Source organism: Streptomyces sp. CB02980 (genome assembly GCF_014451325.2).
Taxonomy (GTDB): Bacteria; Actinomycetota; Actinomycetes; order Streptomycetales; family Streptomycetaceae; genus Streptomyces.
On record NZ_JACSCH020000004.1, the window covers coordinates 294,943 to 308,037 of the forward strand.

The following is a 13,095-nucleotide window of genomic DNA, read 5'->3' on the forward strand; positions in this document are numbered from 1 at the left end:
GACCGTGGTACGGTTGGTTTACCGACGCGGGGTGGAGCAGCTCGGTAGCTCGCTGGGCTCATAACCCAGAGGTCGCAGGTTCAAATCCTGTCCCCGCTACTCAGAGGACGAGGGCCCGGATCCATAAGGATCCGGGCCCTCGTCGTGTGTCGGCGTGCGCGGGGGGCCCGAAGAGCGGTAGGGAAGGGGCGAGTTGGCGTGAGTCGTGTTTGACTTGTCTCTCTGTGGGCATGTCGACAAAACGCTGAGTGACCTCACTGGCTGCGGTATACCAGGTGTGCTCGGGTTGCGGGTGGTGCGACGATGGTATTTATGGGGGACAGGGCAACTCTGTTGGAGACAGGGCGGTTTGTGCAGCGGCATGCCAGGAACGCCGCGGACGAGATCATCGAGGCAGTAGGGGCCGTCGATGCGGCCGTCGACACCACCGCCGAGACCGATGCCGACACCGAGAACGAGACCGAGACCGAGGCCCGCCACCGGCGTGCCGCCGAGCGCGGCGACCTCGCCTCGATGAGCGCGCTCGGCGCGCTGCTGCTGCGCCGCGGCGACCTCGACGGCGCCGAGCCCTATCTGCGCGGTGCCACCGCCGAGGGCGACCGGGCCGCCGCCAACAACCTCGGGGTCCTGCTGCACCAGCGCGGCTACGCCGAAGAGGCCGCCGGCTGGTGGCGGGTCGCCGCCGTCGCCGGCTCCGCACCCGCCGCCCACGCCCTCGGCCGCCACCACCGCGAGCGCGGCGACGAGCCCGCCGCCGAGTACTGGCTGCGCCAGGCCGCCGAGCAGGGCCACGCCCTCGGCGCGTACGCCCTCGCCGACCTCCTGGAGCACCGCAGCGACGTCGGCGCCGAGCGCTGGCTGCGCGCCGCCGCCGAACAGGGCCACCGCGAGGCCGCGTACCGGCTCGCCCTCGCCCTGGAGCGCCGTGCCACCGAGACCACCCGCGGCCCGCACGACACCGGCACCCGGCTGCGGGTGCCCGGCACCGGCGCGCTCGTGCCCACCGGCGCGCCCGCCACCGCCCCGGCCGCCACGGGCACCGACACCGAGTCCGGGCGGGCCGTCGGCGAGCCCGGGGGCGAGCCCACCGAGGCCGAGCAGTGGTTCCGGCAGGCCGCCGCGCGCGGCCACCGGCGCGCCGCACTCCACCTCGGCGCGATCCTGGAGCACCGCGGCGAGCTCAAGGAGGCCGGCCGCTGGTACCTCAGCTCCGCCAAGGAGGGCGAGGCCAAGGCCGCCTGCGCGCTCGGCTTCCTGCTCCGCGACGCGGGCGACGAGGAGAGCGCCGCCGTGTGGTGGCTGCGCGCCGCCCAGGACGGCGACGGCAACGCCGCCAACGCCCTCGGGGCGCTGCACGCGGCCAGGGGCGAGCAGCAGACCGCCGAGCGCTGGTACCGGGCCGCCATGGACGCCGGCGATGTGAACGGCGCCTACAACCTCGGGCTGCTCTGCGCCGCCCAGGACCGCATCCCGCAGGCCGAGCAGTGGTACCGCCGGGCCGCCTACGCGGGCCACCGCGAGGCCGCCAACGCGCTCGCCGTGCTGCTCCTCCAGGCCGGCGACGCCAACGGCGCCGAGCCCTGGTTCTCCAAGGCGGCCGAGGCCGGCAGCGTCGACGCCGCGTTCAACCTCGGCATCCTCCACGCGGGCCGCGACGACGACCGTACGGCCCTCGTCTGGTACGAGCGGGCCGCGGCCGCCGGGCACACCGAGGCCGCCCTCCAGGTCGGCATCGCCGCCCTCCGGGACGGCGACGAGCGCACCGCCGAGCGGCACCTGCGCTGCGCGGCCGGCGGCGGCAGCGCCGAGGCCGCCTTCCGGCTCGCCTCGGTGCTCGACGCGCGTCGCCCCGACCCGGGCCCGGCCGTCCTCGGCGCGCCCCGGGAGGAGAAGACCGAGTGCGAGGAGTGGTACGAGCGGGCGGCCCAGCAGGGCCACCGGCGTGCCCAGGTGCGGGTCGGCATGCTCGCCGCCGGGCGCGGCGACCTGGCTGAGGCCGACCGCTGGTACCGCGAGGCGGCCGAGGCCGGCAGCCGCAACGGCGCCTTCAACCTCGGGCTGCTGCTCGCCCGTGAGGGCAGCGAGCGCGAGGCCGCCCTCTGGTGGACCCGGGCCGCCCGGGCCGGCCACGGGCGCGCCGCGCTCCGGCTCGCGCTGCTCGCGGCGCGCCGCGGGGAGCTGACCGAGGGGCGCCGCTGGTGCGCCCGCGCGGTGGAGCTGGGTCCTGCGGAGGTCGCGGAGCGGGCGGCGCGGCTGAGCGAGGCGCTGCATCAGGAGCTGACCGCGTGACGGTGGCGTGAGGGCTGCCCTTCAATGGATTTGCGCTGGTCGCGCGCCGTCCCGTAGAGTCGGGTTTACCGACGCGGGGTGGAGCAGCTCGGTAGCTCGCTGGGCTCATAACCCAGAGGTCGCAGGTTCAAATCCTGTCCCCGCTACTCAGTAGCAACGAAGGCCCGGATTCGATTTCGATCGGATCCGGGCCTTCGTCGTGCATCCATGGGTCTTTCGTCGTGCAGTCATGGGTATGAAGAAGGCCCCCGCCGAAGCGGGGGCCTTCTTCGTGGAGCCGTGTCAGGCGGTGGTGGCGCAGCTCGGGCAGATGCCGCGGTACGTGACCTCGACGTTCGAGATCGTGAAGCCGAAGCGCTCGGTGTCCGGCAGGTCCGCCAGCGGGTCGCCGGCCGGGTGGACGTCCCGGATCGCGCCGCAGCGGCCGCAGACCAGGTGCTGGTGCGGCCGGTGGGCGTTGGGGTCGTAGCGCTTGGCGCGTCCGTCGGTCGCGACCTCGAGGATCTCGCCGAGGGTGACCATCTCGCCCAGCGTGTTGTAGACGGTCGCGCGCGAGATCTCGGGAAGTCGCGCCACGGCGCGCGCGTGAACCTCGTCGGCGGTCAGGTGCACATGATCCCCGTCGAGGACCTCGGCCACGACGCGTCGCTGCGCGGTCATCCGCCAGCCGCGTCCGCGCAGTCGTTCCAACAGGTCACTCATGGGGGCCAGGGTAACAGTCGCGGCTTCGGGTTCCCGAACAGGTGTGACTTTGGATGTTCACTTGACTTAGACAATGTCCATTGTAGGATCCAGTACGGCAGACAGGGCAGGACAGGACGCAGGAGGCGCACGTGACGCAGGGACCGCTCACCACGGAGGCCGGCGCGCCGGTCGCCGACAACCAGAACAGCGAGACGGCGGGCGTCGGCGGTCCGGTCCTCGTCCAGGACCAGCTCCTGCTCGAGAAGCTCGCCCACTTCAACCGCGAGCGCATCCCGGAGCGCGTGGTCCACGCGCGCGGTGCGGGTGCCTACGGCACCTTCACGCTCACCCGTGACGTCTCGCGGTGGACGCGCGCCGCGTTCCTCTCCGAGGTCGGCAAGCAGACCGAGACGTTCCTGCGCTTCTCCACGGTCGCGGGCAACCTCGGTGCGGCCGACGCGGTGCGCGACCCGCGCGGCTGGGCGCTGAAGTTCTACACCGAGGAGGGCAACTACGACCTCGTCGGCAACAACACCCCGGTGTTCTTCATCAAGGACGCCATCAAGTTCCCCGACTTCATCCACACCCAGAAGCGCGACCCGTACTCGGGCTCGCAGGAGGCGGACAACGTCTGGGACTTCTGGGGCCTCTCCCCGGAGTCGACCCACCAGGTCACCTGGCTCTTCGGCGACCGCGGCATCCCCGCCTCGTACCGCCACATGAACGGCTACGGCTCGCACACGTTCCAGTGGAACAACGAGGCGGGCGAGGTCTTCTGGGTCAAGTACCACTTCAAGACCGACCAGGGCATCAAGAACCTCACCCAGGACGAGGCCAACCGGCTCGCCGGCGAGGACCCGGACTCGCACCAGCGCGACCTGCGCGAGGCCATCGAGCGCGGCGACTTCCCGACCTGGACCGTGCAGGTCCAGATCATGCCCGCGGCCGACGCCGCCCACTACCGCTTCAACCCCTTCGACCTCACGAAGGTGTGGCCGCACGAGGACTACCCGCCGATCGAGATCGGCAGGCTGGAGCTCAACCGCAACCCGGAGAACATCTTCGCCGAGGTCGAGCAGTCCATCTTCAGCCCGGCGCACTTCGTGCCCGGCATCGGTCCGTCCCCGGACAAGATGCTCCAGGGCCGCCTCTTCGCCTACGGCGACGCCCACCGCTACCGCGTCGGCATCAACGCCGGCCACCTGCCGGTGAACCGCCCGCACGCCACCGAGGCGCGCACCCACTCCCGTGACGGCTTCCTCTACGACGGCCGCCACAAGGGCGCGAAGAACTACGAGCCGAACTCCTTCGGCGGCCCGTCCCAGACGGACCGGCCGCTGTGGCAGTCCGCCCCGGTCACCGGCGGCACCGGCAACCACGCCGCCGCGGTCCACGCCGAGGACGACGACTTCAGGCAGGCGGGCGACCTCTACCGACTGATGTCGGAGGGCGAGAAGGGCCGCCTGGTCGACAACCTGGCCGGCTTCATCGCCAAGGTCTCGCGCGACGACATCGCCGAGCGGGCGATCGGCAACTTCCGCCGGGCGGACGAAGACTTCGGCAAGCGGCTGGAGGCCGCGATCCAGGCCCTGCGCGGCTGAGGGCGCCTGCCGAAAGAGGGAGCGGGCCGGATTTCCGTACGGATTCCGGCCCGTTCCCGCGTCATCCCGCGACGCTGTGCAGCGGGATCCAGCAGCGGATGATGTCCCGGACCGAGACGATGCCGACGGGACCGTGGTCGTCGAGGACCACGAGGTGGCGGAACCCGCCGTGTGTCATGGCCCCGGCCGCCTCCTCCAGGGTCCAGGTGGGGGCGGCGAAGACGACGTCGTGGGTGGTGTGGGCGTCGGCGGTCTCGGTGTCGGGGTTCTGGTCGCGGGCCAGCGATTTGAGGATGTCCCGCTCGGTGAGGATGCCGAGCCCGGCGTCCCCGTCCAGGACGACGGCCGCGCCGACGTGGCGCGCCGCCATCAGCCGGGCGGCCTGTCGGAGGGTGTGTGCGGGGCCGATGGTGAGGACCACGGTGCTCATGGCGTCACGGACGAGCATGGGCGGAGCCACCTCCTTGGTGAAACGTTCCCGCTTTCAACGAGAACCGATTCACAAGTTCACAAGTGGGGGGACTCTCAGAGTGGCACCGGGGGAGGGGCCCGACAAGGGGGCGCGCGAGGCGCCCCCGGGGAGTGCCGAGGGCGCTCGAACGCGGATGTTCGACCTGGTGCGGCGGGGCGGTCAGCCCTCCGCGTTCTCCTGGTTGAGGTAGCTCAGCAGCTCGCCGTGGAGCAGACCGTTCGACGCCGCCGCGTTTCCGCTGTGCGGACCGTGCCGGCCGTCCAGTCCCGTGTACGTACCGCCGGCCTCCTGGACCACGACCGCCACCGCGGCCATGTCCCACAGCGACAGCTCCGGCTCCGCGCAGATGTCCACCGAGCCCTCGGCGACCATCATGTACGGCCAGAAGTCGCCGTACGCCCGGGTCCGCCAGCACGCGCGCGTGAGGTCGAGGAAACCGTCGAGGCGGCCCTGCTCCTCCCAGCCGCTCAGCGAGGAGTACGCGAACGAGGCGTCCTCCAGGGAGGCGACCTTGGAGACCCCGATCCGGCTCGCCGAGGCGAGGCTGCGCCCGGTGTACGCCCCGAGGCCCTTCGCCGCCCACCAGCGCCGGCCGAGCGCCGGGGCCGACACCACGCCCACCACCGGCTGGAAGCCGGTCTCCCCGGCCTCCATCAGCGCGATCAGGGTCGCCCAGACGGGCACCCCGCGCACGTAGTTCTTCGTGCCGTCGATCGGGTCGATCACCCAGCGGCGCGGGCCCGAGCCCTCCACGCCGTACTCCTCGCCCAGGATCGCGTCGCGCGGCCTGGCGCGCTTGAGCTGCCCCCGGATCAGTTCCTCCGCGGCCTTGTCGGCCTCGCTCACCGGAGTCATGTCCGGCTTCGTCTCGACCTTGAGGTCGAGCGCCTGGAACCGGTCCATGGTGGCCGCGTCGGCGGCATCCGCGAGGACATGGGCGAGACGCAGATCATCGTGGTAATCGGCCATGGTCGGCACTCTATCTCCGTGTGATCCCCGCGCGGAGAACCGTCCACCGGCGCCCCTTGACAGTGCTGGGACGCCTGCCGACGCTGAGCACGGAAACGATTCCCCGGTCCCGGAGACGCCGATGCCGACTGCCCGCGAGGCCCTGCTCGACGCCGCGCTCGCCGCGCTCGCGTACCGGTCGTGGTCCGCCGTCCGCATGGCCGACCTCGCCGTGGCCGCCCGGGTGTCCCGGCAGACCCTCTACAACGAGTTCGGCAGCAAGGAGGGCCTCGCCCGTGCCCTCGTGCGCCGGGAGGCCGACGCCTATCTCCAGGGCGTCCGGCGGCTGCTCGACGCCCCGGCCCCGCCCGAGCGGAACCTGGTCCTCGTCGCCGAGTGGATCGTCACCCGGGCCGCCTCCCGACCCGTGCTGCGGGCCCTGCTCACCGGTGCCTGGGACGAGCGGCTGCCCGCACCCCGGCCGGCCAGGCCCGGTGCGCGCCCCGCGGCCGTCCCCGCACAGCGCCGCGCCGACGAGGGGCCGCCCGCGCCCGGCGAACTGGTGGCGGCGACCGTGGCCTGCGCGGGGGAGCGGTGGGCGGTGGGCTGCGAACTCGCCGTCCGGCTGGCCCTCAGCCATGTCGTGGCGCCCACGATCCCCTCCCTGGAGGGGTGGCGGGCGGACGGTCAGTGCGCCGAGCCGGACAGCTGGAGCCCGATCACGCCGACGACGACCAGGCTGATCGAGATGAGCTTGAGCGTGGAGACCACGTCACCGAGGAAGATCATTCCGTAGATCGCCGTCCCGGCCGCCCCGATGCCGGTCCACACCGCGTACGCGGGGCCCACGTCGAGCTTCCGCAGGGCGAGCGTCAGGAGGCCGAAGCTGCCGAGGGCGAAGGCCGCGAACGCGACCGTCGGCCACAGCCGGGTGAACCCGTGCGAGAGCTTCAGGCAGACCGCGAACCCCGTCTCCAGAAAGCCCGCCACCACCACCAGCAGCCACGCCATCGTCAGTGCCTCCCACGCCGTCGGTGACTGCTTCGTCGCACTTGGTGCGATTATGCACTTACCGGCCGTGGTCGTCCGTAAACGTGTACGGCGCGGCAGCCCGCAAACGCGGGCGGCTCGGCGGGGTGCTCAGGACGGGTGACTGCGGGACGCGTGACTGCGGGACGCGTGACTCGGGAGGGCGGGTCGGGGGCTCAGTCGCCCTCGCGCCGCTCCCGGGTCGCGAGCAGCCGGCGCAGCGAGACGAGCCGCGCCGGATCGGCGTGCCCCTCCGCCACCCACGCTTCGAGCGCGCAGTCGGGCTCGTCGTGGCTGCACGCGCGCGGGCAGTTCTCCGTACCCGGTACGAGGTCGGGGAAGGCGAGGATGACCCGGGACGGGTCGACGTGGTGCAGGCCGAAGGAACGGACGCCCGGGGTGTCGATGACCCAGCCGCCCTCCTTGTCGTTGAGCGGCAGGGCGAGCGCGGAGGTGGTGGTGTGCCGGCCGCGGCCCGTGACCGCGTTGACGACACCGGTGGTGCGGCGTCGCTCCGGCGGGACCAGGGCGTTGACCAGGGTCGTCTTGCCGACGCCGGAGTGCCCGACGAACGCGGTGGTCCGGCCCTTGAGGTGCTCGTGGACCCGCTCGGCGGCGACCCCGTCCACGAACTCGTCGCGCGTGGTCACCACGTACGGCACACCGAGCGCGCCGTACATGCCGAGGAGGTCGTCCGGCGGAGCCAGGTCCGACTTGGTGAGGACGAGCAGCGGGGTGAGGCCGCCGTCGTACGCGGCGACCAGACATCGGTCGATCAGACGCGGCCGCGGCTCGGGGTCGGCGAGGGCGGTGACGATCGCCAGCTGGTCGGCGTTGGCGACGACCACCCGCTCGTACGGGTCGTCGTCGTCGGCCGTGCGGCGCAGCACCGAGCTGCGCTCTCCGATCCGCACGATCCGGGCGAGGGTGTCCTTCTCGCCGGTCAGGTCGCCGACGAGCGAGACGCGGTCGCCGACCACGGCGGCCTTGCGGCCCAGCTCGCGCGCCTTCATCGCGGTCACGGCCCGGTCGTCGACCAGGACGGTCAGCCGGCCGCGGTCGACGGTGAGGACCATGCCCTCGACGGCGTCCTCGTGCTTCGGGCGGATCGTGGTGCGGGGACGGGTGCCCTTGCGGTTGGGCCGCTGGCGGATGTCGTCCTCGTCGGTGTGCTTGCCGTAACGCCGCATGGTTCAGGCCCCGAGCATTTCGGTCCACATCCTCGGGAAGTCGGGCAAGGTCTTCGCCGTCGTGGCCACGTCCTCGATCTCCACGCCCTCGACCGCGAGGCCGATGATCGCGCCCGCCGTCGCCATGCGGTGGTCGTGGTACGTGTGGAAGACGCCGCCGTGCAGCGGGCGCGGGCGGATGTGGAGACCGTCCTCGGTCTCGGTCACGTCGCCGCCCAGCTCGTTGATCTCCTTGGTGAGCGCCGCCAGCCGGTCCGTCTCGTGCAGCCGGAGATGGGCGACCCCGCGCAGGGTCGACGGGGAGTCCGCGAGGGCCGCGACCGCCGCGATGCCGGGCGTCAGCTCGCCGACCTCGCCGAGGTCCACGTCGATGCCGTGGATCCGGCCCGTACCCGTGAAGGTCAGGCCCGCCTCGGTCAGCTCGCAGGAGCCACCCATCTCGGTGAAGATCTCCCGCAGCGCGTCACCGGGCTGGGTGGTTCGCGCCGGCCAGTCCGGGACCGTCACACGGCCGCCGGTGATCAGGGCCGCCGCCAGGAACGGCTGCGCGTTCGACAGGTCGGGCTCGACGACCAGGTCCCGGCCGCGCAGCGCGGAGGGGGCCACCCGCCACACGTTCGGGGCGCCGCCGTGCTCCGGCTCGTCCACCTGGGCGCCGACCGCGCGCAGCATGTCGACCGTCATCCGGATGTGCGGCAGCGAGGGCAGCCGCGACCCCACGTGCCGCACCTCGACGCCCTGGTTGAAGCGGGGCGCGGAGAGCAGCAGGGCGCTCACGAACTGGGAGGACGAGGAGGCGTCGATCTCGACGGTGCCGCCGTCCAGGCCACCGGCGCCGTGCACCGTCATGGGGAGGGCGCCGCGGCCCTCGTCGTCGATGCGGGCGCCGAGCGCGCGCAGCGCGTCGATCACTCCGTGCAGCGGGCGCTCGTGGGAGCGGGGGTCGCCGTCGAAGCGCACCGGGCCGTCGGCGAGCGCCGCGACCGGAGGCAGGAAGCGCATGACCGTGCCGGCGTTGCCGACGTCGACGGTCGCGGGGCCGCGCAGCGGGGAGGGGATGATCCGCCAGGCCTCGCCGGAGCCGTCGGGGCCCACGCCCTCCTCGATCTTCACTCCGAGAACACGGAGCGCCTCGGCCATCAGGAGGGTGTCGCGGGAGCGCAGCGGGCGGCGCAGCCAGCCCGGCTCGGACGCGAGGGCTGCGAGGACCAGGGCGCGGTTGGTGACCGACTTCGATCCGGGCACGGTGACGGTCGCGTCGACGGCGCCGCGGGCATACGGGGCGGGCCAGAGGTCGGTGGGCGGGCCGATGTGCGCGGAGGTGGCTGCGGTCATGGAATCACTGTACGGGGGAGTCAGAAGCCCAGGAGCCAGCGCCCGCCGCCGATCAGGGCGGAGATCGCGACGGCGTGGAAGAAGAACAGCCACACTCCGGCGGGCACATGGGTGAGCCGCGCGAGCTGGTCCGCGTCCGAGTCGGGGGCGCCGCCGTGGCGCCGTTTCGCCTGCAGCTCGAAGGCCGGGCGGACGCCGCCGAGGAGCAGGAACCAGACCACGGCGTACGCGAAGACCGACTGGACCTCGGGGGAGGTCAGCCAGGAGACGAGGAGGAAGGCGGCGCCGGTGAGGAGGACGGTGAGGATCCCGTACGCGTTGCGGACCATCACGAGCATCGCGAGCAACAGGGCCGTCGCCACCCACAGCAGCAGGGTCACCCGATGGGTGCCGAGCAGTGCGGCGCCGCCCAGGCCGAGCAGCGGGGCCGCGGGGTAGCCGGCGGCCAGGGTGAGGACCACGCCGAGGCCGGTCGGGCGGCCTCGGCTCACGGTCAGTCCGCTGGTGTCCGAGTGCAGCCGGATCGCTTCGAGGCGCCGGCCGGTGGCGAGGGCGATCAGTCCGTGGCCGCCCTCGTGGGCGATGGTGATCGCGTTGCGGGCGAGCAGCCATATGCGGCGGGGCACGGTGGCGGCGAGGGCGGCGACGCCGGTGGCGATCACCAGCCACTCGGCGGGAGCGGCCTGCGCGCTGAAGAGGTCGAGGTCCATCTTTCGGGCCGCTCCTCGGGTGGTCGGGGATCGTGGCAGTGTGGCACGTATGTGCGGAAGGTATGCAGCGAGCCGGCGGCCCGAGGACCTCGTCGGCCTTTTCGGGATCGAGAAGAGGGAGCCGGAGGAGACTCTGGCCCCGGACTGGAACGTGGCCCCCACCAAGGAGGTCTGGGCCGTTCTGGAACGTCCTCTGAAAGACGCAGAATCCCCGCGTCCGGTTCGCCAGCTGCGCGCGCTGAGATGGGGCCTGGTGCCGTCCTGGTCGAAGTCCCCGGAGGGCGCCGCCCGGATGATCAACGCGCGCGCGGAGACCCTGGACGAGAAGCCCTCCTTCAAGCGGGCCTTCTCGGCCCGCCGGTGCATCCTGCCCGCCGACGGCTACTACGAGTGGGTGACCGGCGCGGGGGAGCGGGACCTGGAGGTCGAGGGGAAGAAGAAGCGGCCCCGGAAGCAGCCGTACTTCGTGACCCCGGCGGACGGCTCGGTCTTCGCGATGGCGGGGCTCTACGAGTTCTGGCGCGACCGGACCCTGCCCGACGGCGACCCCCTGGCGTGGTGGGTGACCTGCTCGGTGATCACCACCGAGGCGGAGGCCGGGCCGCTGGGCGTGGCCCCGGCCGAGGGCCCGCACTCGCTCGCCGACATCCACCCCCGGATGCCGCTGATGCTCACCGAGGACCGCTGGGACGCCTGGCTCGACCCGGCGACCACCCGGCCGGAGGAGCTGCGCGGGCTGCTCGCCCCGCCGCCCGAGGGCCTGATGCGGGCCTATCCGGTGGCGACCGCGGTCAGCAACGTCCGCAACAACGGGCCCGAGCTCCTGACGGAGCTGGAGGGCCCGGAGGTCGGCACGCTCTTCTGAGACCGTCTCGCGCGCTTCCGGACGGCAGGATGGGAGCGTGACCGACGTGACACAGTACGAGACCGTTTCCACCGACGCCGGGGATGCCCGCGTCGCCTGGTACGAGGGGCCCGCGGGGACGAGGCCGTGGGCCGTCCTCGCCCTCGGCCACGGCGCCGGCGGCGGCATCGAGGCCCGTGACCTCCAGGCCCTGGCCGCCGCGCTGCCCGCCCGGGGCGTGACCGTCGCCCTCGTCGAGCAGCCCTGGCGGGTGGCGGGCAAGAAGGTCGCGCCCGCCCCCAAGACCCTGGACACCGGCTGGCGCGGCCTCTGGCCGGCCCTCGCCCGGCCCGGGCTCCCGGTGATCGCGGGCGGCCGCAGCGCCGGCGCCCGGGTCGCCTGCCGCACCGGGCGGGAGCTGGGCGCGCTCGCCGTCCTCGCGCTGAGCTTCCCGCTGCACCCGCCGGGCAGGCCGGAGAAGTCCCGCGCCGACGAGCTCCTCGGCAGCGGCCTGCCGACGCTCGTCGTCCAGGGCGGCAACGACCCCTTCGGACGGCCCGCGGAGTTCCCCGAAGGCGCGTACCGCCTCGTCGAGATCCCGTACGGGGACCACGGCTTCGCCCTGCCCAAACGGGCGCCGCTCGGGCCGGACGAGGCGATGGCGCTCCTGGTGGACGGGGTCGCCGAATGGACGCTCGCCCTCCGCTGACGGACCGGGAATGTTGAGTGGGGGACCACTGTTGTTCCGTGCGTCGGTGTGAGAGCAAGGAAGAGGGAGTCCGTCGCATGGGTTCGACCATCTGCCCGGAGCGCGCGCAGGCCGCTGACCTCGACTGGACAGTGCTGCCCGCCCCCAAGGGAGCCCAGATTCGGGCGGCGGGCGGAGCGGTTCCTCGTCTATCCTCCGAAACGAGCGGGTCCGCCCTCGGGCTCGCCGTCGCGCTGGAGGAGGTGGGTCCGGTCACTGGGACCGACACAGGGACCGACGACGGCCCCGAGGAGACGACCGAGGAGCGCAACGCGCGCTTCGAGCGGGACGCCCTCGGCTACCTCGACCAGATGTACTCGGCCGCGCTGCGCATGACGCGCAACCCGGCGGACGCGGAGGACCTGGTGCAGGAGACCTACGCCAAGGCGTACGGATCCTTCCACCAGTTCCGCGAGGGTACGAACCTCAAGGCCTGGCTGTACCGCATCCTCACGAACACCTTCATCAACTCGTACCGCAAGAAGCAGCGTGAGCCCCAGCGCAGCGCTGCCGAGGAGATCGAGGACTGGCAGCTCGCGCGCGCCGAGTCGCACATGTCGACCGGTCTGCGCTCCGCCGAGTCGCAGGCGCTCGACCACCTCCCGGACTCCGACGTGAAGGAAGCGCTCCAGGCGATTCCCGAGGAGTTCCGCATCGCCGTCTATCTCGCGGATGTCGAGGGCTTTGCGTACAAGGAGATCGCGGACATCATGGGGACACCCATCGGTACGGTGATGTCCCGGCTGCACCGGGGTCGCCGCCAGCTGCGCGGCATGCTCGAGGACTACGCTCGCGACCGCGGGCTGGTACCCGCGGGCGCCGGAGAGTCGTCGAACGATCTGAAAGGCTCGGGCTCATGAGCTGCGGAGAGCCGCACGAGACGGATTGCTCGGAAGTCCTGGATCACCTGTACGAGTTCCTCGACAACGAGATGCCCGACAGTGACTGCACCAAGTTCGAGGTGCACTTCGAGGAGTGCTCCCCGTGCCTGGAGAAGTACGGCCTGGAGCAGGCGGTGAAGAAGCTCGTCAAGCGCTGCTGCGGCAGTGACGACGTCCCCACCGACCTGCGGTCCAAGGTCATGGGCCGGATCGACCTGATCCGTTCCGGGCACCTGGTGCCCGAGCAGGAGATCGCGCCGATCGTGCCGACGACGCCGGCGCCCCAGGAGTGACTCCCCTTCCGTAGCGGGAGAAGGAGGCCGTCGCGACGCGATCGCGGCGGCCTCCTTCGTATATCAGCTTG

At 72.5% G+C, this 13,095-nt stretch carries 14 protein-coding genes and 2 tRNA genes; 9 read left to right on the forward strand and 7 right to left on the reverse strand.

What is annotated here, in order from left to right; genetic code table 11:
- The first annotated feature begins 25 nt into the window (after positions 1-25).
- From E0F75_RS11540 to E0F75_RS11550, 3 genes are all read left to right on the forward strand, one after another.
- Positions 26-99, forward strand: a tRNA-Met gene (locus tag E0F75_RS11540).
- A 204-nt stretch (positions 100-303) separates the two neighbouring features.
- Entirely contained in the window at positions 304-2,289 is a 1,986-nt protein-coding gene (locus tag E0F75_RS11545) for a tetratricopeptide repeat protein (protein ID WP_187622419.1), read from the forward strand.
- A gap of 72 nt (positions 2,290-2,361) precedes the next feature.
- Positions 2,362-2,435 (forward strand) — tRNA-Met (locus tag E0F75_RS11550).
- A gap of 136 nt (positions 2,436-2,571) precedes the next feature.
- Here the strand turns inward: E0F75_RS11550 and E0F75_RS11555 are convergent.
- Positions 2,572-2,991 (reverse strand): Fur family transcriptional regulator, encoded by a 420-nt coding sequence (locus tag E0F75_RS11555; protein WP_187622420.1) that lies wholly within the window; start codon positions 2,989-2,991, stop codon positions 2,572-2,574.
- A 131-nt stretch (positions 2,992-3,122) separates the two neighbouring features.
- Here E0F75_RS11555 and E0F75_RS11560 point away from each other — a divergent pair, with 131 nt between their 5' ends.
- Entirely contained in the window at positions 3,123-4,574 is a 1,452-nt protein-coding gene (locus tag E0F75_RS11560; protein ID WP_187622421.1) for a catalase, read from the forward strand.
- Positions 4,575-4,635: 61 nt separating this feature from the next.
- On the opposite strand, the gene E0F75_RS11565 is transcribed toward E0F75_RS11560, so the two are convergent.
- Together E0F75_RS11565 and hisN are read right to left on the reverse strand one after the other, a co-directional pair.
- Positions 4,636-5,022, reverse strand: a complete 387-nt coding sequence (locus E0F75_RS11565; protein WP_187622422.1) for a cyclic nucleotide-binding/CBS domain-containing protein — start codon at positions 5,020-5,022, stop codon at positions 4,636-4,638.
- A gap of 183 nt (positions 5,023-5,205) precedes the next feature.
- On the reverse strand, positions 5,206-6,015 hold the full coding sequence (hisN, locus tag E0F75_RS11570; protein WP_187622423.1) for a histidinol-phosphatase: 810 nt from the start codon (positions 6,013-6,015) through the stop codon (positions 5,206-5,208).
- Between the two features lie 121 nt (positions 6,016-6,136).
- Between hisN and E0F75_RS11575 the strand changes: the two genes are divergently transcribed.
- Positions 6,137-6,790, forward strand: coding sequence for a TetR/AcrR family transcriptional regulator (locus E0F75_RS11575; protein WP_187622424.1), 654 nt, complete (start codon positions 6,137-6,139; stop codon positions 6,788-6,790).
- On the opposite strand, the gene E0F75_RS11580 is transcribed toward E0F75_RS11575, so the two are convergent.
- The 4 genes from E0F75_RS11580 to E0F75_RS11595 form a co-directional block, all read right to left on the reverse strand.
- On the reverse strand, positions 6,682-7,005 hold the full coding sequence (locus E0F75_RS11580; RefSeq protein WP_187622425.1) for a multidrug efflux SMR transporter: 324 nt from the start codon (positions 7,003-7,005) through the stop codon (positions 6,682-6,684). The two genes, E0F75_RS11575 and E0F75_RS11580, sit on opposite strands and share 109 nt — an antisense overlap.
- A 194-nt stretch (positions 7,006-7,199) precedes the next feature.
- Positions 7,200-8,213 carry a ribosome small subunit-dependent GTPase A gene (gene rsgA, locus E0F75_RS11585; protein WP_187622426.1) on the reverse strand — a complete coding sequence of 338 codons (1,014 nt, stop codon included), beginning with the start codon at positions 8,211-8,213 and terminating at the stop codon, positions 7,200-7,202.
- Between the two features lie 3 nt (positions 8,214-8,216).
- Entirely contained in the window at positions 8,217-9,548 is a 1,332-nt protein-coding gene (gene aroA, locus E0F75_RS11590) for a 3-phosphoshikimate 1-carboxyvinyltransferase (RefSeq protein WP_187622427.1), read from the reverse strand.
- A 20-nt stretch (positions 9,549-9,568) separates the two neighbouring features.
- Positions 9,569-10,258, reverse strand: coding sequence for a M50 family metallopeptidase (locus E0F75_RS11595; protein WP_187622428.1), 690 nt, complete (start codon positions 10,256-10,258; stop codon positions 9,569-9,571).
- Between the two features lie 49 nt (positions 10,259-10,307).
- Here E0F75_RS11595 and E0F75_RS11600 point away from each other — a divergent pair, with 49 nt between their 5' ends.
- From E0F75_RS11600 to rsrA, 4 genes are all read left to right on the forward strand, one after another.
- A complete protein-coding gene (locus E0F75_RS11600; protein ID WP_187622429.1) occupies positions 10,308-11,123 on the forward strand; it encodes an SOS response-associated peptidase in 816 nt (271 codons plus the stop codon).
- A gap of 46 nt (positions 11,124-11,169) precedes the next feature.
- A complete protein-coding gene (locus tag E0F75_RS11605; protein WP_374115396.1) occupies positions 11,170-11,811 on the forward strand; it encodes an alpha/beta family hydrolase in 642 nt (213 codons plus the stop codon).
- 242 nt (positions 11,812-12,053) lie between these two features.
- The gene (locus tag E0F75_RS11610; RefSeq protein ID WP_030207302.1) at positions 12,054-12,710 is read left to right on the forward strand and encodes a sigma-70 family RNA polymerase sigma factor; all 657 of its coding nucleotides are present in this window, start codon (positions 12,054-12,056) and stop codon (positions 12,708-12,710) included.
- A complete protein-coding gene (gene rsrA, locus E0F75_RS11615) occupies positions 12,707-13,024 on the forward strand; it encodes a mycothiol system anti-sigma-R factor (protein ID WP_030320825.1) in 318 nt (105 codons plus the stop codon). Before E0F75_RS11610 ends, rsrA begins: the two co-directional genes overlap by 4 nt.
- Positions 13,025-13,095: the final 71 nt, after the last annotated feature.

Excerpts from the sequence above, each read along its gene's own strand:
- E0F75_RS11595 (WP_187622428.1), bottom strand. The coding sequence starts at position 10,258 with ATGGACCTCGACCTCTTCAGCGCGCAGGCCGCTCCCGCCGAGTGGCTG.
- E0F75_RS11565 (WP_187622422.1), bottom strand. The coding sequence starts at position 5,022 with ATGCTCGTCCGTGACGCCATGAGCACCGTGGTCCTCACCATCGGCCCC.
- E0F75_RS11580 (WP_187622425.1), bottom strand. The coding sequence starts at position 7,005 with ATGGCGTGGCTGCTGGTGGTGGTGGCGGGCTTTCTGGAGACGGGGTTC.
- E0F75_RS11600 (WP_187622429.1), top strand. The coding sequence starts at position 10,308 with ATGTGCGGAAGGTATGCAGCGAGCCGGCGGCCCGAGGACCTCGTCGGC.
- rsgA (WP_187622426.1), bottom strand. The coding sequence starts at position 8,213 with ATGCGGCGTTACGGCAAGCACACCGACGAGGACGACATCCGCCAGCGG.
- E0F75_RS11575 (WP_187622424.1), top strand. The coding sequence starts at position 6,137 with ATGCCGACTGCCCGCGAGGCCCTGCTCGACGCCGCGCTCGCCGCGCTC.
- hisN (WP_187622423.1), bottom strand. The coding sequence starts at position 6,015 with ATGGCCGATTACCACGATGATCTGCGTCTCGCCCATGTCCTCGCGGAT.
- rsrA (WP_030320825.1), top strand. The coding sequence starts at position 12,707 with ATGAGCTGCGGAGAGCCGCACGAGACGGATTGCTCGGAAGTCCTGGAT.
- E0F75_RS11545 (WP_187622419.1), top strand. The coding sequence starts at position 304 with ATGGTATTTATGGGGGACAGGGCAACTCTGTTGGAGACAGGGCGGTTT.
- aroA (WP_187622427.1), bottom strand. The coding sequence starts at position 9,548 with ATGACCGCAGCCACCTCCGCGCACATCGGCCCGCCCACCGACCTCTGG.
- E0F75_RS11555 (WP_187622420.1), bottom strand. The coding sequence starts at position 2,991 with ATGAGTGACCTGTTGGAACGACTGCGCGGACGCGGCTGGCGGATGACC.